General features: G+C 41.2%; 22 protein-coding genes. 17 read left to right on the top strand and 5 right to left on the bottom strand.

Annotated features, from left to right (window positions below):
* Window positions 1-66: 66 nt before the first annotated feature.
* On the bottom strand, window positions 67-2,829 hold the full coding sequence (locus QQK00_RS16300) for a penicillin-binding protein 1A (protein WP_284218738.1): 2,763 nt from the start codon (window positions 2,827-2,829) through the stop codon (window positions 67-69).
* Between the two features lie 139 nt (window positions 2,830-2,968).
* Here QQK00_RS16300 and pilM point away from each other — a divergent pair, with 139 nt between their 5' ends.
* From pilM to QQK00_RS16260, 8 genes are all read left to right on the top strand, one after another.
* Window positions 2,969-4,033: a type IV pilus assembly protein PilM gene (pilM, locus tag QQK00_RS16295; protein WP_284218737.1), complete on the top strand. Its 1,065-nt coding sequence runs from the start codon at window positions 2,969-2,971 to the stop codon at window positions 4,031-4,033.
* Entirely contained in the window at window positions 4,021-4,608 is a 588-nt protein-coding gene (locus tag QQK00_RS16290) for a PilN domain-containing protein (RefSeq protein WP_284218736.1), read from the top strand. Before pilM ends, QQK00_RS16290 begins: the two co-directional genes overlap by 13 nt.
* Window position 4,609: 1 nt before the next feature.
* Window positions 4,610-5,218: a type IV pilus inner membrane component PilO gene (locus tag QQK00_RS16285; RefSeq protein ID WP_284218735.1), complete on the top strand. Its 609-nt coding sequence runs from the start codon at window positions 4,610-4,612 to the stop codon at window positions 5,216-5,218.
* The gene (locus tag QQK00_RS16280; RefSeq protein WP_284218734.1) at window positions 5,211-5,750 is read left to right on the top strand and encodes a pilus assembly protein PilP; all 540 of its coding nucleotides are present in this window, start codon (window positions 5,211-5,213) and stop codon (window positions 5,748-5,750) included. The genes QQK00_RS16285 and QQK00_RS16280 overlap by 8 nt, the downstream gene beginning before the upstream one ends.
* A complete protein-coding gene (locus tag QQK00_RS16275; RefSeq protein ID WP_284218733.1) occupies window positions 5,743-7,494 on the top strand; it encodes a type IV pilus secretin PilQ in 1,752 nt (583 codons plus the stop codon). Before QQK00_RS16280 ends, QQK00_RS16275 begins: the two co-directional genes overlap by 8 nt.
* A gap of 255 nt (window positions 7,495-7,749) precedes the next feature.
* Window positions 7,750-8,265, top strand: a complete 516-nt coding sequence (gene aroK / locus QQK00_RS16270) for a shikimate kinase AroK (protein ID WP_284218732.1) — start codon at window positions 7,750-7,752, stop codon at window positions 8,263-8,265.
* A 26-nt stretch (window positions 8,266-8,291) separates the two neighbouring features.
* Window positions 8,292-9,365 (top strand): 3-dehydroquinate synthase, encoded by a 1,074-nt coding sequence (gene aroB / locus QQK00_RS16265; RefSeq protein WP_284218731.1) that lies wholly within the window; start codon window positions 8,292-8,294, stop codon window positions 9,363-9,365.
* 75 nt (window positions 9,366-9,440) lie between these two features.
* Complete coding sequence (locus tag QQK00_RS16260) at window positions 9,441-10,982, top strand: SPOR domain-containing protein (protein WP_284218730.1); 1,542 nt, start codon at window positions 9,441-9,443, stop codon at window positions 10,980-10,982.
* Window positions 10,983-10,989: 7 nt separating this feature from the next.
* On the opposite strand, the gene QQK00_RS16255 is transcribed toward QQK00_RS16260, so the two are convergent.
* Window positions 10,990-13,065 (bottom strand): putative bifunctional diguanylate cyclase/phosphodiesterase, encoded by a 2,076-nt coding sequence (locus tag QQK00_RS16255; protein WP_284218729.1) that lies wholly within the window; start codon window positions 13,063-13,065, stop codon window positions 10,990-10,992.
* 403 nt (window positions 13,066-13,468) lie between these two features.
* On the opposite strand from QQK00_RS16255, the gene QQK00_RS16250 reads away from it, so the two are divergent.
* Window positions 13,469-14,041, top strand: a complete 573-nt coding sequence (locus QQK00_RS16250; RefSeq protein WP_284218728.1) for a DNA N-6-adenine-methyltransferase — start codon at window positions 13,469-13,471, stop codon at window positions 14,039-14,041.
* A gap of 313 nt (window positions 14,042-14,354) precedes the next feature.
* Entirely contained in the window at window positions 14,355-16,742 is a 2,388-nt protein-coding gene (locus QQK00_RS16245) for a putative bifunctional diguanylate cyclase/phosphodiesterase (RefSeq protein WP_284218727.1), read from the top strand.
* 16 nt (window positions 16,743-16,758) lie between these two features.
* Here QQK00_RS16245 and QQK00_RS16240 read toward each other — a convergent pair whose 3' ends face one another.
* The 3 genes from QQK00_RS16240 to QQK00_RS16230 all read right to left on the bottom strand — a co-directional run bounded on the left by QQK00_RS16240 (window position 16,759) and on the right by QQK00_RS16230 (window position 18,092).
* Complete coding sequence (locus QQK00_RS16240) at window positions 16,759-16,950, bottom strand: DUF2970 domain-containing protein (protein ID WP_284218726.1); 192 nt, start codon at window positions 16,948-16,950, stop codon at window positions 16,759-16,761.
* An 11-nt stretch (window positions 16,951-16,961) separates the two neighbouring features.
* The gene (locus QQK00_RS16235; protein WP_284218725.1) at window positions 16,962-17,258 is read right to left on the bottom strand and encodes a hypothetical protein; all 297 of its coding nucleotides are present in this window, start codon (window positions 17,256-17,258) and stop codon (window positions 16,962-16,964) included.
* A 168-nt stretch (window positions 17,259-17,426) separates the two neighbouring features.
* Window positions 17,427-18,092 (bottom strand): TorF family putative porin, encoded by a 666-nt coding sequence (locus tag QQK00_RS16230; RefSeq protein ID WP_284218724.1) that lies wholly within the window; start codon window positions 18,090-18,092, stop codon window positions 17,427-17,429.
* 297 nt (window positions 18,093-18,389) lie between these two features.
* Here QQK00_RS16230 and rpe point away from each other — a divergent pair, with 297 nt between their 5' ends.
* The 7 genes from rpe to astD all read left to right on the top strand — a co-directional run bounded on the left by rpe (window position 18,390) and on the right by astD (window position 25,981).
* Window positions 18,390-19,046: a ribulose-phosphate 3-epimerase gene (gene rpe / locus QQK00_RS16225; RefSeq protein WP_284218723.1), complete on the top strand. Its 657-nt coding sequence runs from the start codon at window positions 18,390-18,392 to the stop codon at window positions 19,044-19,046.
* Between the two features lie 47 nt (window positions 19,047-19,093).
* Window positions 19,094-20,101 carry a tryptophan--tRNA ligase gene (trpS, locus tag QQK00_RS16220; protein WP_284218871.1) on the top strand — a complete coding sequence of 336 codons (1,008 nt, stop codon included), beginning with the start codon at window positions 19,094-19,096 and terminating at the stop codon, window positions 20,099-20,101.
* Between the two features lie 3 nt (window positions 20,102-20,104).
* Window positions 20,105-20,683, top strand: a complete 579-nt coding sequence (locus tag QQK00_RS16215) for an anthranilate synthase component II (RefSeq protein ID WP_284218722.1) — start codon at window positions 20,105-20,107, stop codon at window positions 20,681-20,683.
* 3 nt (window positions 20,684-20,686) lie between these two features.
* Window positions 20,687-21,877, top strand: coding sequence for an HDOD domain-containing protein (locus QQK00_RS16210; protein ID WP_284218721.1), 1,191 nt, complete (start codon window positions 20,687-20,689; stop codon window positions 21,875-21,877).
* Between the two features lie 309 nt (window positions 21,878-22,186).
* Window positions 22,187-23,392: an aspartate aminotransferase family protein gene (locus QQK00_RS16205; RefSeq protein WP_284218720.1), complete on the top strand. Its 1,206-nt coding sequence runs from the start codon at window positions 22,187-22,189 to the stop codon at window positions 23,390-23,392.
* A 51-nt stretch (window positions 23,393-23,443) separates the two neighbouring features.
* Complete coding sequence (gene astA / locus QQK00_RS16200; RefSeq protein WP_284218719.1) at window positions 23,444-24,487, top strand: arginine N-succinyltransferase; 1,044 nt, start codon at window positions 23,444-23,446, stop codon at window positions 24,485-24,487.
* A gap of 24 nt (window positions 24,488-24,511) precedes the next feature.
* On the top strand, window positions 24,512-25,981 hold the full coding sequence (astD, locus tag QQK00_RS16195; protein ID WP_284218718.1) for a succinylglutamate-semialdehyde dehydrogenase: 1,470 nt from the start codon (window positions 24,512-24,514) through the stop codon (window positions 25,979-25,981).
* Window positions 25,982-25,986: the final 5 nt, after the last annotated feature.

Below are 25,986 nucleotides of genomic sequence, written 5' to 3'. Positions count from 1 at the left end.
TCACCTAGTTCTGTCGGTTATGAGCATTTAGTTACTCGCCCAAATTATTATTTTTTATGACTTAATTTAAAAAATATCGTCGGTTATCAGATTTTCTTCTGTTATTTTTGCATCAGTTTTTAGTTCTTCAACCGGCATAAGCATTTCGTTTTCACTTACAAAGGTAGTCGGTTCTGTGCCTTTTACAAAGTATTCAAACATTGATGATGCATCCGTACGACGCGTCAACTTACCTGTTTTGCGATCAATCCTCACTCTGACAATACCTTCAGGTTGCATCATCGCTTGCTCTGGAACGTCGGGAATCATTTCCAACATAAATCGAATCCATGCAGGTTGAGCAGCTTTCGCGCCGTCCTCACCACCAATCATGGCATTGCCCAACCAGTTAAATTTCTTCGGGTTCTTATTTATCAAATTCTGGTTTCGCGACGCCTTTCCTAGCTCTCTGCTATTGTCGTCGAAACCAACCCAAGCAGTCGCGACATAACCCGGCGCAAAACCGCTAAACCAAGTATCTTTTGCTTCATTTGTCGTGCCTGTTTTTCCGCCAATGTCTGTACGTTGAAGATGGTTTCGTGCTCGCCAGCCAGTACCCAACCAATACGTTTTATTATTCCAGCTACCGTTTGCACGCACAGCAGAACGCATCATTTCTCGCACTAAAAATGCTGTTTGTTCACTAATAACTCTAGGCGCAGACAACATCGGTTTTTCTTCCAAGACTTCTGTCTCAGGCAGTTGACTATCTCCAAATTCCGCTGCTAACAAAGCTTCTAAATCGTTACCGACTTCAGGTAGTGCTTCACCTACTCCTTGCTCAAGAGCCTCATTTTCAACATTGGCCTCATTCTCTTTACCTATATCCGCGTTGCTCAAATGTGTATTGCTACAAGGGTCGCAGGCATAAAGTGGCTCAGCTTCCCAGAGTACCTCACTTTCAGCATTTTCAATTCGTTGAATAAAATATGGCTGCACGCCAAACCCACCATTCGCAATAATGGCAAGCGCCGTTGCTACTTCTAATGGTGTATGGCCGCCAGACCCTAACGACATCGTCTCATCTCTAGGAATTTCATCCTTTTGAAAACCAAATTTGGTTAAATATTCACGTGTATTATCAAGCCCTACTCCCCTTAAAAGTCGTATAGACACCACGTTTTTCGAGCGCCCTAATGCATATCTCATGCGCACCGGGCCGTCATATATTGCATCTGAATTTTTCGGCCGCCAGGCCAAACCTGAACTGGCATCCCATTGATTCACTGGCGCATCATTAATAATACTGGCAATGGTATAACCGTTGTCTAAAGCCGCTGAATATATGAAAGGCTTGATGTTAGAACCGACTTGCCGTTTTGCTTGCGTTGCGCGATTAAACTGACTGTGATAAAAATCATAGCCACCGACAACCGCTTGAACGGCGCCATCTAAAGGGTTAAGTGATACAAACGCACCACTGACATCTGGGAATTGAGCTAGCTGCCACTGTTGGTCATCTTTTCTCTTTCGAATATAGACTAACATCCCAGCATGTACGATATCCTTGGCTTCTTCAGGATCAGGGCCTTGTTTATAGTCGGTGACATAAGGCCTAGCCCAATCCAATCCGTCCCATTCTATCCGTAAATTTGCGTCTGATAATGTATACACTTCAATCGCGCGAGTATCTACTTGTGTCACAACCGCAGGCACCAACTCACCAATATTATCTGTGTTTAACAGGACGTCATCTATCTCTTCCGTCGAGAGTGGTTGGTAGTTGCCTAACTCCTCATTTAAGCGCTCAGCGTCGTCTGCCGACAGCGGTAATTCAATACCTAGACCTTTAATTATTTCGTCATCCAAAGGCCGCCACAAAACATCAATTGGGCCTCTATATCCGTGACGCTCGTCGTAATCATGTAAATTTTGGGTCACAGCGAACTGTGCTGCCTTTTGTCCTTTTGACGTTGCCGTCGCATACACATTAAAACCACTTGTCTCCGCAATTTCTTTGCCGTATATCCCAACCATCTCATTGTAAATGATGTCAGCTAAATAAGGCGCATCTAGCTCAATTTCTGCCCCATGAAATTTTGCCGTCACAGGCGCAGCAGCGGCTTCGTCAAACTCAGCCCTGTCGATATATCCTTCATCTAACATTCTCAGTAAGACAATTCTTCGACGCTTAACTGACGCTTCAGGATTGCTAATAGGATTTAATCGCGATGGCGCTTGGTACAAACCTGCAATGGTTGACAACTGTGCTAAATTTAATTCACTTAAGGCTTTGCCGTAATACACACGCGCAGCAGCACCCACGCCAAATGCTCTATGCCCTAATTCAACTTTATTTAGGTAAAGTAAAAGAATTTCTTCCTTTGTCAGCACTTGCTCCATATGAATGGCAATAAACAGCTCCTTCAGCTTTCTAGAAAACTCCTTTCTTCGATTTAAAAAGAAACCTCTTGCCACCTGCATCGTTAGTGTACTTGCCCCCTGTCCCTTTTCACCTGTCACAATTAAGTTCAAGGCCGCTCTGACAACACCAATGGGATCAACACCATAGTGATCGTAAAAACGACTGTCTTCTGTAGCAATAACCGCCTGTATAAGCGTTTCAGGCACTTCTTCAATAGACACAGGAATACGCCGTTTAACGCCATACTGAGAGATCAATTTGCCGTCTTGGGTATAAATTCGCATCGGTGTTTGCAATTGAACATCTTTCAACACATCAACACTAGGTAGGTCCGGTTTGAGATAAAAATACATACCGATGACAGATGCGACACCAAGGACACCGCCTACAAGCATGAGGATAAATAAGGTTTTAATGTACTTCACGTTAGTCTAGACATCCTAAGAGAACAAATATTCCACTCAATTTTTATACGTATGTGTCGTTAACTAATACATACGATTTTACAAAAATTAGTATTATCAATCTGTAATCATACTGTAACTGTTAACGGGCTGCTATTGAATGAAGTCGCTTTTTCGAAAAAAAGCTAACACTATTATTGGCTTGGACATCGGTACTAAGTTTGTTAAGGCTGTTTGCCTCGACTTATCCGGCGCCACACCTAAGGTAATGAGCTTTGCGTCAGAACCCATCCAAGGGATGGCATTTGCTGAACGCGAAATTAAGGATTTTGATGCTATAGGTAAAGCACTCAAAAAAGTAAACTTGTCTTTAAAAGCAAAAACTAAAGAAGCCGTCATCGCGGTCGCAGGGGCATCGGTGATTAGTAAATTAGTATTCATGGATCCTGACCAGAGCGATTTTGAGTTAGAGACTCAAATTGAGCTAGAAGCAGACTCTCTTATTCCATATCCACTCGATGAAGTGTATTTAGACTTCGAACAACTTCGCTTAAGTGAGGCACACCCCGGCAAAGTAGAAGTGTTACTAAGTGCAGCGCATAAAGATATGGTAGATAGCCGTATCACAATTGTCAGAGAAGCACCTTTTGATCCGGTAATCGTGGATATTGAAAGCAATGCACTGGCTGATGCAGTTATTCAATTTGGGAATCAAATAGAAGATGAAATAACCGTTTGCGTCAACATGGGCGCCGCGTTAATGCAACTGTGCGTGATAGAAAATAACGAAGTTATTTATATAAAAGAGCATAGTTTTGGTTTAAATAGCTACATTCAAGATTTAGCATTGATACACGCTATTGATACGCAGGAAGTAGAACGCCAGATTGCTGATAACACAGCACCAGATGAATGGTTTAAGGATAGTCTGTCCACTTTCATTGGCGGCATGCAACAACAAATACAGCGAGCATTACAAATGTTTGTCGCTACCTCGCATAAAACTATGCCTAGCAACTTTATCTTAAGCGGTGGCGCCGCTAATTTACCAAATATTGCAGAAGAATTAAGTAATGACATGGGCATGCAAGTGAGCATATTTAACCCATTCAAAGACATGATATTCGATGCAAAAGTAAACGAAGAATTACTTATTAACGTTGCCCCACAACTCGCAATCGCGGCAGGTCTAGCAACTCGGAGGCTAAGCCAATGGCACAAATAAACCTATTGCCTTGGCGTGAGTCACTTAGGCAAACCCAAAAAAAGCAGTACATCATATCGTTAGGCTTAGTCGCAGTATCGATCTTTGTTTTGTTTTGGCTTGCCGGGCAATTCATCGAACAACAAATCCGCAATCAAAAGTCTCGAAACAACTACCTTACTCAGCAAATTCAAGTCTTGGACACACAGATAGCGGAAATTAAGACCATTAAAGACAAGAAAGATGAAATTGCCTTAAGAATGTCATTAATTGAACAACTCCAAGTGAGCCGTAACTTAGCACCCATTCTATTTGAGGAACTCGCTAACACAGTACCACCGGGCATATCCTTTAATACATTATCGCGCAGCGGCAATAACATAAAAATTGTTGGTGTAAGCGAATCAAATAATCGACTCTCTGATTTTATGCGGGCGTTAGATGAATCTAAAGTATTTGTTGAGGCTGAGCTTTCTTCAATCGTTGCAGATGCCAGTGCCGCAAATGCGATCAGTGATTTCGAGTTATCAATGAAGGTAAGTGCAGCATTTGCACCTGTTGCAATTGAAACTACAACAGAAGCATCAGGACGGTAGCATGGCATTTGATTTCAACAAGCTAAAAGAACTCAATGAATTAGATTTTGAACAGGTCGCTATATGGCCGAAAGAAATAAAAATTGTCGTCGCTCTCGTTTGTGCACTAGTAGTGGGTGGTATTAGTTATTACGCCATTATTAGCAGCAAATTACCCCAGTTGAGCAAAGCCGAAGCGAAAGAAACCGAGTTACGTCAATCTTTTGAAGCAAAGTATCGCATTGCGGTGAATTTAGAGGCTCATAAGGAACAACTAGCACGGATTGAAGATGATTTTTCGTCAATGTTAAAGTCTTTGCCCACTAGCAACGAGACACCTGGATTATTGGACGATATTACGTATGTTGGCACAGACGCCGGATTATCCTTTAAATTGCTTCAGTGGCAACGTGACATACCTAAAGAGTTTTATACCGAATTGCCGATACAACTCGAAGTGGCGGGTGGCTACCATGAATTCGGACAATTTGCCTCTAACATAGCAAACTTACCCAGAATTGTGACCTTACATGACTTTGATCTAACGTCTGCCAATGGAGAACTAACGCTGTCGATGCAAGCAAAAACGTACCGTGCAGAATCAGCCAACGAAGGAGAAAGCAATGAATAAGTATTCCACGCTTTTTCCCGCCGTTGTATTGCTGTCTGCATGTGGTGCAAATATAGATGACTTGGTGGCATATACTGAAAAAGTTAAGCAAACCACCGCCGTGACCATCGACGCATATCCAGAATTTAAAAAACTTGACCCTGTCAGTTACGAAGCGACGAATTTGAGAAGCCCATTCAAACGATCGTTGAACACGGAAACAGTAGAAAAAGTGGTGAGTTCACCGAAGTGCAATCAACCTAACTTGGGTAGAAAGAAGCAAGCGCTTGAGAGTTACGGTATAGATGCAATGCAAATGTCAGGCGTATTTACAACTAACGGAAAACGATTCGCCCTCATTAGCGCGAATGACGGCAGCCTTCACAAAGCGAGTATTGGCACTTACATCGGTTTATTCCATGGCCGAATCGTAAGCATTACAAATTCAGAAATTCAAATTAAAGAAATGTTACCTGACGGTGGCGGTTGCTGGAAAGAAAAAATAGCAACCATGAGCATGTCAACGGTAATAGGGGATGATAACAATGTCTAAGCAATACATTTTCAACCAAAAACTAAATCGCCGGAAGCCAATTTGGTATGTAGCCGCTGCGATACTTATTGGCATTGTTACCTTTGGCGTTGTCGCACAAGAACCAGAAGTAAGTTTAGTTGACCCCAAGGGCGCTAAAATCGCAACACCTACTGTATTGGATGATATCAGTTTTGCACGCACTGGTGACAATGCAAATGTAACAGTAGCATTTTCTGGCCCTATTCCGACAGCATCACTGATTGAAGCAAAAGGTCGAGTGACGATTTCATTTAATGATACAAATCTGAGTGAAGAGCAATATGTAGAAATTGATGTCAGCCAATTTGGTACTGCATTATCGAATATTGAAACATTTCAGAATGAAAATGTGTCTAGACTAGAAATGCGATATGACGGCCAAATCAAAATTCGCAAAGATCAAACCGACAATGGTTATGTATTTTCGTTGTCGCCTTTGACCAAAGAAGAACTCGAAGAATCCGAGGAAAAAGCCTACACCGGTAAACCTATTTCTTTAGACTTTCAGGATGTACCTGTTCGCCAAGTCCTTCAAATCATCGCGCAAGTTAACGGGTTTAACTTAGTAACCACGGACACGGTTACGGGTAACGTTACGATCAGTCTGTCGGCGGTCCCATGGGATCAGGCACTCGACATGATATTGAAGATTCGTGGCCTAGATAAACGTTTAGAAGGTAATATATTACTTATCGCACCATCAGAAGAGCTCTCAGCCCGGGAGACACAACAGTTACAGTCAAAACAACAAGTACAAAATTTAGCTGAACTTAAATCAGCTAATATCACCGTGAACTACGCAAAAGCAGCAGAATTAGCGTCAATTTTAAAATCGTCTGAAGGCGGTATATTGTCGCAACGAGGTTCAGTCAGCATAGACGAAAGAACCAATACCTTATTGATCAGAGATACACAAGAATCAATCGATGGTGCTCGAGACGTCATTGAGTCTTTAGATATTCCAGTAAGACAAGTGCTTATTGAATCTAGAATGGTTACGGTACGCGACAATGTTGATGAGCAGCTAGGTGTTAGGTGGGGATTTACAGGGCGTGGCAGTGATAATAGTGTGTCAGGTTCACTGTCAGGTGCAGATACTGCCGGCCGAGGCCTTGTGCCAAGTATCACTGACAGGCTAAATGTCAATTTACCCGTGGCAAACCCTGCTGGCCGCATTGGGTTTCAGGTAGCAAACCTTTTAGACGGCAATATTCTTGACCTTGAGCTCAGTGCACTAGAATCTGAAAACAAAGGTGAAATTATTGCAAGTCCAAGAATTACCGTCGCTAACCAACAGGAAGCCTATATTGAGCAAGGAACAGAAATTCCTTACGTACAGGCAACTTCAAGTGGCGCAACGTCCGTAGAATTTAAGAAAGCAGTACTTAGTTTAAAAGTAACGCCCCATATTACACCAGACAATCGAATTATTCTTAACCTCGTCGTCACGCAAGATACTCGTGGTGAAACAGTACAAACATCTACCGGTCCTGCGGTCGCCATTGACACGCAAGAAATCAGCACACAGGTCCTAGTAGAAAATGGAGAAACCATTGTGCTCGGTGGTATATTCCAGCAAGTTAGTACGAATGATGTTGCAAAAGTACCACTTTTTGGTGACCTGCCACTCATCGGTAATGTGTTTAAATCTACGCAAAAGCTCGAACAAAAACGGGAATTGTTGATTTTTGTTACACCAAAAATAATCACTGAAGGTATCTAACCCCCGTAAGTATAAAGAAATATGCAGTCTGAGAACTAAATCAGACTGCATATTTTATTTCGGTACTTGCAAAAGTAATAAGATAACTGAGATAATCCGCCCCACTCGAAATATCCCGAGGAGTGTCAAGTGCATTAATAGACCACCAACTTGTGGTCGAGGCCCCTATAAATAAGGCCCATGCACACAAGTAGGTGTGGAAGCATGCACACCCGCGTTAACAATAAACAACATTGAGATGTGAATTAGGCAAATATGGCTGAAAAACGTAATATATTCCTTGTAGGGCCTATGGGCGCTGGAAAAAGCACAATAGGAAAACACCTTGCAGACGAGCTTCACCTCGAATTTTTTGACTCAGACCAAGAAATAGAACGTCGCACCGGCGCAGACATATCGTGGATTTTTGACCTTGAAGGCGAAGATGGATTCCGCGAACGTGAAGAAAATATCATAGAAGAATTAACAGACAAACAAGGTATTGTATTGGCTACCGGTGGTGGCTCTGTAATATCTAAAAAAATACGTAATCGACTGTCAGCGCGCGGCATTGTTGTTTATCTGCAAACGACCATTGACAAGCAAGTAGCAAGAACACAACGAGATAAACGTCGTCCATTATTACAAAATGACGAACCTGAACAAGTATTACGCGACCTTGCTGAGAAACGCAACCCGCTATACGAAGACGTTGCTGATTATGTGGTTGAAACTGACGACCAAAGCGCTCGTTCTGTTGCCAATCAAATTATCAATAAAATTGGCTTGTAAAAAGCCCTAGCTGAAAGGATACATCAATGCCAACCATTACTGTTGACCTTGATGACCGCAGTTATCCGATTTATATAGAAACCGGTATTCTAAAGAATACCGGTTTTTTATTTTCTGAAATACGCGGTCAACATGTCGTCATATTAAGCAATGTTACAGTCGCTCCCCTCTATTTAGAGGGCTTAACTCAACAACTTGAAGCCCATAAAAAAAATGTTGATCACATTATTATTGAAGACGGCGAATCATTTAAAACACTAGATTCCTTTGAGTTTGTATTAAGTAAATTGCTAGAAATACCCGCGGCTAGAGATACTGTAATTGTGGCTTTGGGAGGCGGTGTAATTGGTGACTTATGCGGCTTTGTCGCCGCATGTTATCTGCGCGGCATTGACTTTATCCAAATACCAACAACACTTTTATCTCAGGTTGACTCGTCCGTTGGTGGTAAAACTGCTGTCAATCACCCATTGGGTAAAAACATGATTGGCGCATTTTATCAGCCTCAAGCGGTCTATATTGATACACATTCCCTAACGACCTTACCCGAGCGAGAATATGCAGCAGGGATGGCTGAAGTTATAAAATACGGTATCATTTACGATGCCGAATTTTTCACTTGGTTAAATGAAAATAAACAAGGCATAAAAGAGAAAAAAGAAGCCTTACTTGCAACAATGATATCAAGATGCTGTCAAATCAAAGCCGACATTGTCAATCAAGATGAAAAAGAACATGGTGTTCGTGCTCTACTCAATTTAGGGCATACCTTTGGTCACGCGATAGAAGCCGAACAAGGCTACGGGAATTGGCTACACGGTGAAGCTGTTGGAGCTGGCATGGTGCTTGCTGCTAAGTTATCTAAAATGCGTGGTGACATTAGTTTGACACAACTGCAAGACATTGTATCACTTATTGAGTTTTTCGACTTACCAGTAGATGGTCCCGCTACGATGACTGCTGAAACATACATTCAGCATATGAAACGAGACAAAAAGGTACTTAGTGGGACGATGCGCTTTATTCTGCCCATTGGTATTGGAAGCGCCGTTGTAGTAAGTGATGTCAGCACGCAAGAGTTAACTGTTTTACTTGATTAACTGAGGCACGCATTTTACCGTGTCAGTGAATCATCGGAGTGCGAAATACAAGCCGTGTCTGACCTACAGAAACGATTGACACATTTAGTAAACTACTCATCGCAGCTTATTTTTGTAGGCAGCGATGCTGTTGCTGACCAACAAAAATACCTCACTGATTTTTTGAGTCAACAAGGTGACCATACTGAAGTCTCATTTTTTACTGCAAAACAAAATGAAAAAAGTGTCGATCATAGGCGTACCATATGTCGTCAACTTGCCGATCACCAAGTCGGCAGTTTCATACGACCAATAGGCGAGTTACTCGCAGAGTTACCTGATTCAAACAATACAAACTACCTAATATGCATCGCTCAAGCAGATAACATTGCCAACGATTTTCTAGAAGAGCTTTGGCAATGGATTGCGAGTATTCGAAAGTCCACGTCTACGTTACATTTAAATGTGATTCTGTTTGGCAGTGCACATTGGGCAGAAACAGCGCAAAATTGGCTACCACAACAAAATCATGCAAGCCCGGTTTTGCTATCATCTCATTCTGTCGACGCTGTCGGTTTTGATGTGAATGCCTTAGAATCACTGATGGCGCAAAAAAGAGCATTTTTCGCTGGTAAAGGAATATTTGGCACATCTGGTTCCGAATCATTTGTAAATCGTCGATGGTTCATTTCCACCGTCATGTGCACATTTTTTGTCGTATTTTCTGCATTAATCGCGTGGCAGTACCCTGCAGAAGTCAAAGCATTCATAGATTCCGGCGAGATACCTGAAAACGTTGACCTATCCATTGTACCGACCCCAAAAGAAACCGATACAGACGACATTATATTAGATACTACTGACACATCACTTAACTCAATAACAGATGAGTTACTAGTATCTGATTGGCAAGTATATGTTGAAGAAACTAAGAATAAAACCGACTCAAACGCGCCTCACGAAGATGACACACACACAAATAATTTAGCATCTTCTCAAACGAATAGTAACGCAGTTGTTCAAGAGGAAGCACAAGCACAAGGATTGACGGCACAACTTGATGAACAATTGGTAATAAATGACGACGCGAAGGCGCATTTCGATGTGTCTACATCAAACAATGAAGCCCTTGTCAACGAAGTCGTGGCTGATGCCGAAGGTGATTTTCAAGTACCGGATATACTCAGTATTGAACAACTGGATGCTAAGTTAGGGCAGACCATACTGCTTGACGACCCAGAATATAGCGTTGCGGACAATCAAGAGACAGCTGCTACGTTCAATGAAAGTACAGAAGAATCAACGCTTGCGCCGGTCGACACTTCACCTATAGATCAGTACAGGTTCGATGAAGCATTGCTTTTGCAGCTTCCCAGCGACTTAGTTGTTCTACAGCTCTCCGGTATTCAAAATCCGCGAGTATTAGAAACCTATATTCGTTCGAACAATCTCAGTGAAAGCACGTGGATTTACCAAACTGAACGTTATGGTGGCCCTTGGTATGTTGTTTTATATAATGATACGTTCGATTCGATTGATGCGGCACTTTCTACAGCGGGTTCGTTACCTGAAAGCATAAAAAGCGCTCAACCATTCGCAAAAAGTATTGCACAAATTCGCAGTGAAATTACGCAGTAGCGGGTTTTTAGTTGTTATTCAATAAACGATAAAACGCCTGTGCAGAAATAGGTTTAGATAAATGGAAACCTTGATACTTATCTACCTCAACCTCAGTCAATGTAAGAAAATGCGCTTCGTTTTCAATCCCTTCAGCAGTCACTTCCAATTTTAGACTTTTTGCCATAGATAAAATCGCTTTGCAGAGGTTTAACGCATCTTCATCACTATCAATGTTAGCAACAAAACTTCTGTCAATTTTCAATATGTCAACGTCGACTTGTTGTAAGTAACTCAAACTTGAATAGGCAACGCCAAAGTCATCCACTGCTGCCGTAATACCCATTTCTTTTAATAGCTCAAGGTTTTTCCGGACTAAATTAAGATCTTCAGCAATGACTCTTTCTGTAATTTCAAGTACCAAACTTTCACCAGAAAGCGCATATTTATTTAGCAACCTACGAATATCTTCAACTAAATTGGTCCCTAAAAATTGCTTGTTTGAAATGTTAACGGACATAGAGAGATGAGTAAAACCCAAGTCTTGCCAGGATTTAAGTACCTCGCACGCAGTGTCCAATACCCAAAGCCCGATGTCTAAAATTTGTCCATTGTCCTCACAAATGGGAATAAACTCATCAGGGCTAACCATGCCATACTCTGGGTGTTGCCAGCGCAGTAATGCTTCAGCACCTAGTATGGCTTTTTGATTGTCAAAAACTGGCTGAAACACCAATGATAGTTCGCCGTTTTCAATCACTGAATTTAGCGCTGTATTGAGTGCCAATTGACGTTGTAAATTTTTATCATAATCTAGGTTGTAGAAAGAATACCCGCCTTTATCATTCTGTTTCGTTTGATACATTGCCGCATCTGCTTTACGAATGAGGTCATTTGGTTGGTTACCATCAATAGGATACTGGGCAATACCGACACTCGACCCGACTCTGTTTTCAGTAGACTCATAAAAAATAGGCAGGCTAAGGAGATTTTGGAGACGCTTGACTAGATCAATTATTTCGTTTGAAGAAGTATTCGTTTTGCTAAGTAAAATAAATTCATCGCCGCCAAAACGACCAATAAAATCCCCTGCACGTATGTTACTTTGTAGTCTATTGGCGACCTCAAGTAATACTGCGTCTCCAGCTTCATGCCCTCGCATATCGTTGATGTCTTTAAATTTATCTAAATCGATGAATATAACTGCAAATGTACCGTCAGCATTATTCGAAATTAAACTGCGTAGCTGCTCGTGCACCATCAAACGGTTGGGAATCTTTGTCAAATGGTCATAATGTGCAAGATGCGAAAGCTCTGACTCAAAACGTTTACGCTCTGTAATATCTTCTATCGTGAACAAGGTATGGCGCCGCTCGTTCTCATCGATTACATGCATTGAGGAATATTCAATCCAAAGTGTGTGATGCCTTTTGGTGGTTATTTGTACTTCTTGACCATCAAAACTCGGTAAACGGTGATCAAACACATCACCGCTACCCATGCAAATGTGACTAACTTCACTGCCTAATAACGCATTTTCACCAAAGCCAAAGGTCTGATGTGCTGTTTTATTGGCGCGCTGAATAATGCCGTTAGTGTCAACTAATAGCACGCTTTGAGCGTTTGAGTTAAATACACCGGCAAACATATCACTTTCAAAATTGGCAAGCTTAAGTGCCTTTTGAATATGCTGTATTTTTTCGCGAAGCGTAAAATAATAGGTCAACATGATTAAGCTAAATATCGTAATACACATTAGCCGTGTCGCCACGGTATAGAACATGTCTCCTTCATAAGGAAGCACTTCCATCTGTTCCGGCCAAACATAATAATACACAGTGCCAACAACACTTATTGCCCAGAAAAATATTTGTCCACGCCATTCCATCGTGCCACCGGCCAACACTGGAAAAATAAAAATCCATGCGTAATGAACCGTATCAATACCACCGGCAAATGTAACGTTCGCCATATGAATGGAGAACATACAAAACAACATGATACCCGCGGCAACGGATGTGTTCTTTGTTTTGTGGTATACATACACGTTACAAAGAATAATCGAAACACCCACCGCTTGAATGACAACCACCCATGCAGGCATGAACGCATACAAATCTTTAAATGTAAGACCCAATACAAAGATATAAATAAAACTGGTAAAATTAACAATGGATAACAGCCCCGACTGTCGGGCGTTAATAAAAAACTGAGAAATAGCGGATTCTTCGCTCGCGAAACTTTTAATGTTGGCACCTGTTGGTTTTAGCCTTTCAGCTCACTCATAGTTTGTATCGCGTAATATAACAAAAAGTTAAGCAAAAAAGCATAGATGCGTTAGCAAGGCTCATCTGCCAAAAAACCACGACTAAAATATAAAACATGCCCTGTATTTATAGATATGATGTACAAATCTAGTAGCCGAAACTATATACTCTCGAACTTATATCCAAATAAACAATAAATGTGACATTAAGCTATACGCCTTTTGTATTAAAGAGTGAATTTTGAATTCTAAAGCCAATACTAACAAGCTCGCATACATCGGTGCTCTGCCGGGTAGTGCTAGCGCTAAAAAACGCGACTCAGATTCGTGGTTTACCCCCCCGGAATACCTAGCGTCAGTAAAAGATGTATTGGGCACAATTGACTTAGACCCGTTTTCTTCAGAAACAGCCAATGAAATCGTTGGCGCTGCAAATATTTTCACAAAAGAAAATAGCGCGTTTGAAAACGACTGGAAGGTAACAGAAAACATGAAGGTGTTTATGAATCCTCCCTACTCAGCGGGTCTATGTGGTCATTCGGTCAATAGATTCATTGAGCAATACCAGGCGGGGAGTTTTGTCGAAGGCATCGTGCTGGCAAATAACGCAACAGATACAAAATGGTTTAGCGCGCTGGTTGCTTGCTGCAACGCAATATGTTTTACCAATCATCGTATTAGCTTTTGGAATGCTGACAGAAAAAACGTGTCTGGAAATACTAGAGGACAAGCGTTTTTCTACTTTGGCGAAAAAAGGCCGCGTTTCAAGAAAGTCTTTGCGAAACACGGGTTTGTAATGACACCCACGAAATAAATTTTAAGTCGCGCTATAATATACATGTTCCTCATTTCCAAATGGCGTGAAATTTCGGGCTCAACATTAATCATTGCCCATACTTTTGGCAATAATCACCTAAAAACAATTGTATAGCGGTCGATAAGTCTAACAGAACAATGTAGATGTATTTATAACAAATTGCCTAGTAAGTATTACCAACGACGGGGCTAGGCACACCACGCTATGTGATAAATTGATCACACGCTAAATGTTGATAAATATCGAGGCGTTTTAAGACATGGATACTCGATGAATATGATGACTAGAAAGGAAAGGTGCAATTTACTCGATGAATATGATGCGTGGCTTATTATCTAAAATGCTTTTATTAGTGGTGATCGTTGCGATCATTTCACTCGCTGCATCATATACGTTTGTCAGTATTCAACAAAAACGTACGCTCGACAAAAATATGCTGGCGATTAAAGAAAATCACCTGCGCTCATCAAAAATACTATTTAATAATCGTTTAGACGCTCAAGAGTTGATAACCGAAGAGATTGTCCAGCTCGGGCAGGTAAAAACTAAAACACCAGAAGAAGTAAACGAGTTTCTTAAAGATACATGGCCTCGCGTCCTGTTAAGTTTTTATTTTTCTTCAATGTCATTTTCAAAAGAAGACGTTAACTACAGTTTTGGTAAATTTCCATTTGAGAAAATGCAGCCTCTAAAAGAACAAGCCGAAACTACTCTACAACCTCAAAAACACATAATTTGTCACGATGTTTGTGAACTTGCTACTGCGGTACCAATTGCAGTGAATGGTAACAATTGGTCACTCTCAATTTTATCAGATATATCAAGGCCAATTTATCTACTTAAAACCGTGATTGATAGTGATATCGCCGTTATTAAACCTGAAGCACAACCGAATCAAGCAGACGACACACTTAGCCGCTATACTCCTGAGTTTATGACGGGTTTCACTGAAAACAGAGACTTGTTTGATGTTACATTAACTGATGAACAAATAAATGCCTTAGAATCCAAAGGACTTCATGTGACCTTGAGGCAAAAAGATTATTTTGTTTGGTTTGCTAATTTTGATCAGTTAGGTAAAAATTTAAGACTCATGTTTATTCGAGACATTTCATCAATGATGTCTCAGCAAAGAGAACAAAAACAACAAGTCATCGTCACATTTGTGACCTTAACATTCGGTGTATTGCTCTTCTTGATGCTGTTTTCCATTATTCCAATATCAAAAATCAATCAGCTCAAACGGGCGATAAAATTGATAGGCTCAAAAGAATATAACATTGCACGTTATCGACTTGGTAATGCGCGACATCCAATTTTCCCCGATGAACTAGATGACTTAGAAGAAGAGTTTAGATATGCAATTGACGTACTGGAAACCTACGAACAAGAATTAAGTAATTCTCAAAAGCGCCTGGTGCGACAGGCAACAATCGACAGTATTACGGGGTTATTTACTCGGAATGTATTGGTTGAAGACTTAGCAAAAATGAACCAAGAAGATCATATCAAAAATGTTGCCATCTTCTTTTTGGATCTCGATGGATTTAAACCAGTCAACGATAACCTTGGCCATGAAGCCGGGGATATTATGCTGAAAAAAATCGGTTATCGACTCAAAGGCGTCATCAATAAATTTATTCGCGTATATCGAATTGGTGGTGACGAATTTGTCATTTGTTACACAAACTACAGTGATGGTGAAGCCTTACTTAAAATGGCCGATGCTGTTGTAGATTTATTTTCAGCACCCTTTCACGTATACGATACAAGCATATCAATTAGCGCAAGTATCGGCATTGCTAAGCAAAAAGCGGTAGAGATTGAGCCAGATACCTTACTCAGGTATGCAGATATCGCAATGTATCAAGCAAAAGAAGAAGGTAAAAACCGCTTCAAATTTTTCGACGAGTCGATGCGTGAAAATGCACAACGTAGATTTACGATCAAAAACGATTTCGTTGCATCTTTAGCAGACGCCCAACTCTATGTGGTATTCCAGCCAATTGTTAGTAGCAAAAATAGAGCTGTGGTTAAACTTGAGGCATTGTGTCGCTGGAATCACCCTGAACTAGGTTTTATTCCACCCCCGGTATTTATTGATGTTCTCGAAGAAAGCGAAAACATGAATACATTATTCGAGTGGATAGTGGATAATGTTATCGGCGAGATTCGATACTTAGATGGGATTGGTTTAGACAATGTCGTTGTGTCTATTAATCTAAGTACGTCTCAGTTGGTCAACGATACCGCTTTACTTATTTTAGATAGTAAGTTGGCTTCTTTCGATATTGAGCCATATAGAATAGAACTAGAAATCACCGAAACTTCCTTAATTTCCAATTTCAGACAGGCGAAGCAATGGGTCCAACGAGCGAAAGAACTTGGGTTTAGAATCGCCATCGACGATTTTGGTGCAGGATATTCATCATTGTCATATCTCACGGCGTTTCCTTACGACACGGTTAAGTTAGACAGATCATTGTTAAATAATATCGATAAGGACGAAACGCAACAAAGAATCGTAGGTTCCTTAACACAGATGCTGCATGGGCTTTCGGTACCAATAGTTGCCGAAGGTGCTGAGACAGAAGCTCATTTTGCACAATTAAAAAGTTTAGGTTGCGACTATATCCAAGGCTATTTAATTTGCAGACCTGTTGAACATGAAGAATTGGTATTGTTTTTAGATAAGTAACCCGAACAAGGTATTACTACGAAGCCAATTGCACTAACGCTATAACAAAGAATATAAAACCAACAAGCATTAACAAGCCCATGACAATAAAGGGGAAAATGGAGTCATATTCAGAGAAGTCTTTTTTATAATTCTTGGCGCTTTGCACACCAAAAAACCCAGCCAAAACACTCAGAGCTAACTCCCATACTTGTTTTATGGCTTTCACAATAATTGAACTTATTTTCTATTCAAAAGTTCGAGAAGTTCCAAATAGTGAAACTGCATACTTTCAGGTTTACCGAATAACCAAGACACCCAAGTAACATGATGTGAATCTTTCCGACATCTGGATAAATCAATCGTAGAAACATTAGCTTGTGCACTGAAAACTTCCGGCACAGAATCAAGTGAAGTATAATTTTTACAATGTTGGTCGGTACTTGCCAACAAGGTATTGACGACCAAAACCATTGCTGCCGAAGTAAGCAACATGGTTGAAAACAACCTTTTTAAAGAATATTTCCGTGACGTCATCGCTTTGTCTCCTGTAAAGCTGGTTAAAGTTTACTCGCTTTTGACAAAAAACGCGACTACTGATTTCGCAATTACTTTCTTTTCTCCATAAAAAATATAGCCTGCAAATACAAAAAACCCAAGATTTAAAGAAATCCTGGGTTTTTAAAGTAAATTATTTAGACTGTTTTAGAAACTTGTAGACCAGCTAGCAACAAATTTAAGGTCGCCGTCAGCAATACCTTCGTCTTCAGCCTTAGAAATAGAAAACGCGAAATCACCTTTCGCTATGTCAGCTTGTACATGGCTGTAATCGAAATCGCCATCAGCGTCAAAAGCATAAGTACCTACTGTGAAACCCAGTTCAAAATCATTGCCTAAATCGATACCGCCGTAGCTAATGTTTGCATAGATGTCACCGCTGTCAAATGCCGATACGCCTTCCACTTGACTATTTACAGTATAAGCAACACCAAAACCAAAGTTACCCACTGCACCATTGAAATATACTTCGCCGAAATCACTATCATCCAAATCAGTGTAAGCGTAGTAGATATAACCAACATCATATGAGAAGCTACCTGATTCACCACCGAAACCAAGATAAAAATCTGTTTCTGCGCCGTTCCCGTCGCCTAATGAGCCAACCCAAGTACCGGCATAAAAACCACTGTCTGCAGCGAAATCTAAACCACCAGAAACTGAAGCAGAATCACTACTTTGGCTTACACCACGCCATAAGTAGTTTGAAGTTGCGCCAATATTCGCACTAACTTCAGCAAGCGCTGACTGACTTACGAATAATGAACTAGAAAGAGCAGCAGCTACCAATGTCAATTTTGTAAATTTTTTCATGTGTGTTCTCCGATTTATTAGAAATTTGTAAATCTGCCGTTATTATTATTATTTTATAGCTAGGGCGATTAAAGCAAACACGGTGCCATTTACATTGCACATCTAACCATTTGTTTTAATTAAACTTTGTATTTTTTTGGGTGTCAACTAAAAACAAACAAAACCCATTTTGGTGCAAATTCATCTTCAGCTAGATCTATTTTGGTGCACACTCACAAAAATAGAGCGTAACAAACACTTTAGTCTCTAGCGTATATTCGATAAACTTCGTCTTTTGTGCCATATAAGGTTATTAGCATGCTTATTGCCCCTTCCATTCTGTCAGCAGATTTTGCCAAATTAGGCCAAGAGGTCGACGACGTGCTAGCGGCTGGTGCTGATATTGTCCATTTTGACGTAATGGATAATCACTATGTACCTAACTTAACGTTTGGCCCAATGATATGCAGTGCGTTAAGAAAGCATGGCGTTAGTGCCAATATAGATGTCCACCTAATGGTGACACCAGTGGATAGCATGATAGAAGCATTTGCTGATGCTGGGGCAAGCATGATCAGCTTCCACCCAGACGCAAGTATTCACTTAGATAGAAGTATTTCTTTGGTAAAAGACAAAGGATGTAAAGTGGGTTTAGCACTAAACCCTGGCACGCCTCTTTATGTGATCGAAGAAGTGTTACACAAAATAGATTATGTTTTGATCATGTCAGTAAATCCAGGCTTTGGTGGTCAAACATTTATCCGAGAAACCGTCGACAAGATAAAACGTCTGAAACAACTCATTGTAGACAAGCGTTTATCGGTCGCCATTGAAGTAGACGGCGGCATCAACGAAAGTACTATCAAAAGCGCATATGATGCTGGTGCAGAAATATTTGTCGCCGGTTCAGCCATATTCAACGCAAAAGATTATAAACAAAGTATCTCTGCATTACGCGACGCAATTAAAAAGTAATGCAGTTAAAAAGTAATGCAGTTAAATAGGATGCAACATAAGTGACAATAACAACCAAACCAAGAGTATTAAGTGGCTGTCAACCGTCAGGGCAATTAACCATCGGCAATTATATGGGCGCGTTAAAGCAATGGGTGGCCATGCAGCAGACTCACGACTGCGTATATATGATAGTTGATCTGCACGCAATTACTGTACGTCAAGACCCTAAAGCGCTTAATGACGCGTGCTTAGATGGTTTGGCGTTGTACATGGCATGTGGTGTAGACCCGGAAAAAAGTACTATTTTTATGCAATCGCATGTGCCTGAGCATGCACAGTTAGCATGGGCATTAAATTGTTACACGCAAATGGGTGAACTAAATAGGATGACTCAGTTTAAAGATAAGTCACAGACCCATAGCAATAATATCAATGTCGGCTTATATACCTATCCGGTTTTACAGGCGGCTGACATATTACTCTATCAGGCGAATGAAGTGCCTATTGGTGAAGATCAAAAACAACATTTAGAACTCACTCGAGATATCGCAACACGGTTTAACAATATTTACGGCGAAATATTCACACTACCCGAGCCGCACATTCCTAGATCTGGTGCACGCGTAATGAGCCTACAAGATCCTAACAAAAAAATGTCTAAATCTGACGCAAACGTCAATAATTTTGTTGGCTTACTTGAAGATCCTAAAAAAGTTATCAAGAAGATTAAACGTGCAGTAACAGACAGTGATGAAAAAGCGCGTATTTATTTTGATGTAAATGAAAAGCCCGGAGTATCCAATCTACTCTCTCTGTTGTCGTGCACTACAGGTAAAGAAGTATCAAGCTTAGTACCCGAGTACGAAGACAAAATGTATGGGCACTTAAAGGGCGACGTGGCCGATGCAGTCGTTTCGCTAATTGAACCCATCCAATCCGAATTTGCTAGATTACGCCAAGATGAAACATACCTAAGAACTGTTATGCAGCAAGGCAGCATTAAAGCTCAAGCGCTAGCGTCCGATACATTAAGTAAGGTTTATTCTGCGCTGGGTTTTGTCAGTAAGGCGTAGTCGTTGATTATCATCATAGATAACTACGATTCGTTTACTTATAACCTAGTTAGATATTTTGAAGAGTTGGGTCAACAAGTCGAAGTGTATAAGAATGATCGAATAAGTGTTGATGCGTTAATTAACATGACATTTGATCATCTTGTTATTTCACCTGGCCCCTGCTCTCCAAATGAGTCAGGAATGACACTGCCTATTATTGAGGCTTTTTGGGGCCATAAACCAATACTGGGTGTATGTTTAGGACATCAAGCCATTGCACAACACGCAGGTGCAAACATTGTCACTGCGAAGGTTGTAAGACATGGAAAAATATCGACCATTAAGAATGCGGAAGGGTCATTATTATTTAAGGAATGCAGATCAACCTTTAGCGCTACTCGCTATCATTCTTTATTAATTGACCCAAACACTTTGCCTAACACATTTCGTGTTACCGCATGGTGTGATGATTTCGGAGACAAAGAAATCATGGCTATCGAAGACAAAATAAATCGTGTGTACGGCGTCCAATTTCACCCCGAGTCGTTATTAACAGAATTTGGGCATGAAATACTAAATAACTTTATTTTATTTGGGTAGTAAATGAAACAAAGCGTAACGCAACTTGCAGGTGTTTTTAACGATCGCTTTCTCCAGCTTTTGATATCGCTGGACGAAGCCATAGTGTTATCTGGCAAAAAAACAGACAAAATGAAAATGCTTGAAGACTCCGAGCAACATGATGCAAGGCGCGAATTGCTCATGGTCGAAGAAATTGCCAATAGGAAGCGGGAGATTGAAGCCGGCGAGGAAATGACTCATCAACTAAAAATTGAATCTCAATTCCATCAAAAACTTATCGCAGATATTGAACAACGCCTACAAGACACTGACACAATATTGTCTTCAATCCTTGATATAAACCTGCATTTAGGTAAATTGCTAGATGTATTGTACATGGAGGCATGTACGATATCTAAGCTCGTTACGCACATAGACGAACTCCCATGGTTACAACGTGCGGTTATCAAATTTGTCAAACAACCTAAATACCGACGTGTTGATTCTAAAGGGCATGCAGTCATTATTAACACCACCAAAGCTGCCCTTAGTTTTATTGGTATTGATAGTTTGCGTCAGTTAATCCCCGTATTAGTTTCGAAACATGTAATGCCCCCTAATTCTGAATTTACACCTGATTTACTTAAAAATTTATGGCTGTATACGATTGGTACGGGCAACGTTGCCCGAGAGCTATCTAAAGAGTTCGGTGTCAAACCGCATTTAGGCTTTAATTTAGGTTTGTTAGCGAGTATTGGTCATTCCGTTGTCGCCACCGTCTACTTAAAAGCCTTCGACGTGCAACTAAGAGCGGAAATCATTGAAGCCAAAGAAAAGAATAATCGCATGTTAGCGAAATCTCTGGCAAATCTATCGCCTTCGCATAAATACATTAGGAGTTTATGGAAAATGTATGCCGCAAAAGTGTCTTATAACATTGTAAGCGCACTTAACTTAAGATGGTTAAACATTACACCAGGCGTTGCTGGGATTGCGAGCATTAAAGAAGTATCATTTAAATATGTTGAAAAGCACAACCTACACCCTTTGGCTAAGTTACTTTTTAAGTCAGCTGGCTACATGCAGTTTAAACTCATGCAAAAGAACCAGCTAATGTCTAAAGAGGCATCCATGTTATATCTAAGAAATTTTGGTATTACTGCGGCCGATTTGGGCAATTTGCGCACCGTCAACTTAACAGGCTTAGAGTTAAAAATCGCTGAAAGTACCTAGATTGCATTATTTTTTTCGAGTAATTCGCAATATTTTTGAAAAAATATTCTGCATGAATATTCAACATGAACAAGTACGTTAAATAAAGCCGACAAATAGAAATCAATTCTCATCGACATTTTAGATGGTATAGCAATCACTTTGAGATCAAAATGTCTTCTCGCATAACTATTCAAAATTTATGCAAACAACTGCATACGCCTTATAAAACAAGGTTTTTACTCAATATATGTTAGCGACTACTGATGTTTTTTCTGGCATACTCAGCACTTTAAAATGAAAGTTCGACATTACTAATGAGGTGTAAATATGCAAGTGACCAGAGCTACCTTTAACGACGTTATGGTACCGAATTACAATCCAGCGGCTATGGTGCCGGTGCGAGGAGAAGGTTCACGCGTTTGGGATCAGGATGGTCGTGAGTATATTGATTTTGCAGGCGGTATAGCGGTTAACGTATTAGGACATTGTCATCCCGGTCTTGTCAGCGCATTGACGGAGCAAGGGAATAAACTTTGGCATTTAAGCAATGTGTTTACCAATGAGCCAGCGCTGCGTTTAGCAAAAAAGCTAACGGATGCAACTTTCGCAGACAAGGTCTACTTTGCAAACTCTGGCGCTGAAGCTAACGAAGCTGCACTTAAACTTGCGCGGAGATTTGCCCTTGACAACTTTGGTGAACAAAAAAGTGAAATAATATCTTTCAAACAAGGGTTCCACGGTAGAACTTTCTTCACAGTAACCGTAGGCGGGCAACCTGCGTATTCCGACGGTTTTGGTCCCAAACCTGGCGATATAGTGCATTCAGAATACAATAATCTTGAGATGCTATCTGAGTTCATTTCGGACAAAACTTGTGCAGTTATGATGGAGCCAATGCAAGGTGAAGGCGGCATTATAGTGCCAGATCTTAGCTTTGTAGAAGGCGTACGAGCCTTATGCGACAAACACAATGCTTTATTGATCTTTGATGAAGTCCAATCAGGTATGGGTCGTACAGGTGCACTCTATGAGTATATCAACTTAGGCGTAACACCCGACATTCTGACGACAGCGAAGTCTTTGGGGGGCGGTTTTCCAATTGGCGCTATGCTGACAACAGACAACGTGGCAGCGGCTTTAGCTGCCGGCACCCACGGTAGCACATACGGCGGTAATCCTCTCGCCTGTGCCGTTGCTGAAAAAGCACTTGATATAATAAATACGCCTGACGTTTTCGAAGGCGTGAAACGCAAAGAAGCCTTATTCAGAGAAAAGCTACATGAAATCAATGACAAATATCGTGTATTCACTGAAATACGCGGCAAAGGCATGCTTTTAGGTTCTGCATTGTCAAATGATTATCAAGGTAAAGCTCGAGACTTTATGGTTGCCGCAAACGAACAAAACTTAATGTGCCTTATTGCTGGCGCAAATGTAGTACGTTTTGCGCCTTCTTTAATTATACCTGATGAAGATATTATTGAAGGACTCACAAGGTTTGAGCGCGGAATAGCTAGTCTAGTAGCGAAGTAGTTCTCGCTAAACACTATTTTCAAATACAAAACATTTGAGTGAGTGCTGATCATGTTAATTATTCGTCCGATTGAAGCGCGAGACTATGCAGCGCTTTTCGAAATAGCCCAGGAGTCAGGCATTGGTTTTACATCTTTGCCGGTCAACGAAGCCTTAATTCAACAAAAAATTGATTTAGCGCAGGCTGCATTTCAAGCGCAACCGAGCCAACCAGGCAATCAAAGTTATTTATTTGTGCTAGAGGATACTGAAAGTGGTGAAGTACTGGGTACATCGGGCATTGAGGCGTCAGTCGGATTAAACGATGCATTTTATCACTATCATCTAGGGAAAGTAGTTCATGCGTCGCGTGAGTTAGGGATTCACAATACCGTGGAGATTTTAACGTTCTGCAATGACTACACTGGCGTAAGTGAAATATGCACGTTATTTTTGAGAGAGAAAGCCCGAAAGGGCTTGGCCGGTCGGCTGCTCTCCAAGTTTCGCTTTTTGTTTATGGCGCAACATCCTGAGCGTTTTTCAGATACATTAATAGCAGAGATGCGCGGCGTCTCTGACGACAACGGAAAATCCCCCTTCTGGGAATGGCTTGAAGCGCATTTTTTCTCTATGGACTTCCCAACGGCAGATTATCTCACTGGTATTGGCAAAAAAGTATTTATTGCGGAACTCATGCCTAAATATCCTATTTATGTCAATTTACTCTCTAAAGATGCACAAGCTTGTATTGGAAAGGTACACGAAAAAACAAAGCCAGCATTACACCTACTAGAGCAAGAGGGGTTTAGATGTCGAGGTTATGTAGATATATTCGATGCAGGACCCACAGTTGAAGCCGATATTCACAACCTAACTACCATACAAAATAGCAAACACTCTTTGGTAAAAATCACCAACGAGCACAATCAATCACAATCCACACAAGAACGCTTAGTCATAAATAATAAAGTCGCTGGTTTTAGGGCATGTTTAGTGCCAGTAGACACAACTAAGCATTCATTCGATGAACTTCTGATACCTCAAGAATGTGCTGATGCGCTTCAAGTGGTTGATGGGGACACCGTTTATCATGCCCCTTGTGCAGGAAGAAAATAAAAATCCATATTTGGAGATTAAAGCATGCGACAGAATGTTCATTTCATAAATGGTGAATGGGTGGCAGGATCGGGCGATCCTTTTACATCCATTGATCCAGCAAAAAATCAAACAGTGTGGCAAGGCAATGAAGCCACAAACGAGCAAGTAAACACAGCCGTTGCCGCCGCCCGGAAAGCGTTTACTTCTTGGTCAATGTTATCGGTAGACGAGCGACTAGTTTACATTAAGCGGTTTGGTGAGTTACTTACAGAAAACAAGGCCAAACTAGCCAAGATTATCGCAATAGACACGGGTAAACCCGAGTGGGAAACCGCGACAGAAGTGGGTGCCATGATTGGTAAATTGGGTATATCAGAAAAAGCGTATCACGAGCGCACTGGCACGATTGAAAACCCAATGCCTGCGGGAAAAGCGATACTTCGTCACCGCCCCCACGGCGTCGTGGCAATTTTTGGCCCTTACAATTTCCCTGGGCATCTTCCAAACGGGCATATAGTCCCTGCACTAATAGCAGGAAATACAATTGTATTTAAGCCTAGTGATTTAACGCCCTTAGTCGCTGAATTTACGGTACAACTTTGGGAACAGGTGGGCTTACCCGCAGGTGTACTCAATTTGGTACAAGGACAGGTTGAGACTGGAAAGGCGCTAGCGGGTAACCCACAAGTTGACGGCTTGTTTTTTACCGGCAGTTCAACAACGGGAAAACTATTGCATGAACAGTTCTCAGGACAACCCGGGAAAATTTTAGCCTTAGAAATGGGGGGGAATAATCCTCTCGTTGTAACCGAAGTAAACAATATTGATGCAGCGGTGCACGATATTATTCAGTCAGCATTTGTCACTTCTGGTCAACGTTGCACCTGTGCACGTCGGCTATTTTTGCCCGCAACACCCAATGGCGACGCAATACTCAGCAAGTTAATTAGCGCCACCAACACGATAAAAATAGGGCTATATGATGACGAATCACAACCCTTTTTGGGCGCGATGATCTCTGTTCGTGCGGCGAAAATGATGGTCAAAGCGCAGAATGACATCGTAGCGCTGGGCGGCAAAATATTAGTTGAACTCCGACACATCGATAATAATACCGGCTTCGTCAGCCCAGGAATTGTTGATGTGAATGAAGTAAAAAACTTGCCAGACGAAGAACATTTCGGCCCTTTACTTAAAGTCTATCGCTATTCTTCCTTGGATGAGGCTATCAAAGAATCAAATAATACTAAGTTTGGACTATCAGCGGGCTTACTTGCCGACAAGAAAGAAGACTACGATTATTTTTTGCCACGTATTAGAGCAGGTATTGTCAATTGGAATCGACCAATTACCGGCGCAAGCAGTGCAGCGCCGTTTGGCGGTATTGGGGAAAGTGGGAATCATCGGGCTAGTGCATATTACGCTGCCGATTATTGCGCATACCCAGTGGCATCAGTAGAGCTTGATGAAGTTGAGCTTCCAGCCACGCTTAGCCCTGGCTTAAACATTTAAGCAAT

This window comes from Agaribacter marinus (genome assembly GCF_030160655.1).
Taxonomy (GTDB): domain Bacteria; phylum Pseudomonadota; class Gammaproteobacteria; order Enterobacterales; family Alteromonadaceae; genus Glaciecola; species Glaciecola marina.
The sequence above is the reverse complement of the archived record's forward strand: the minus strand, read 5'-3'. Positions and strand labels throughout refer to the sequence as shown.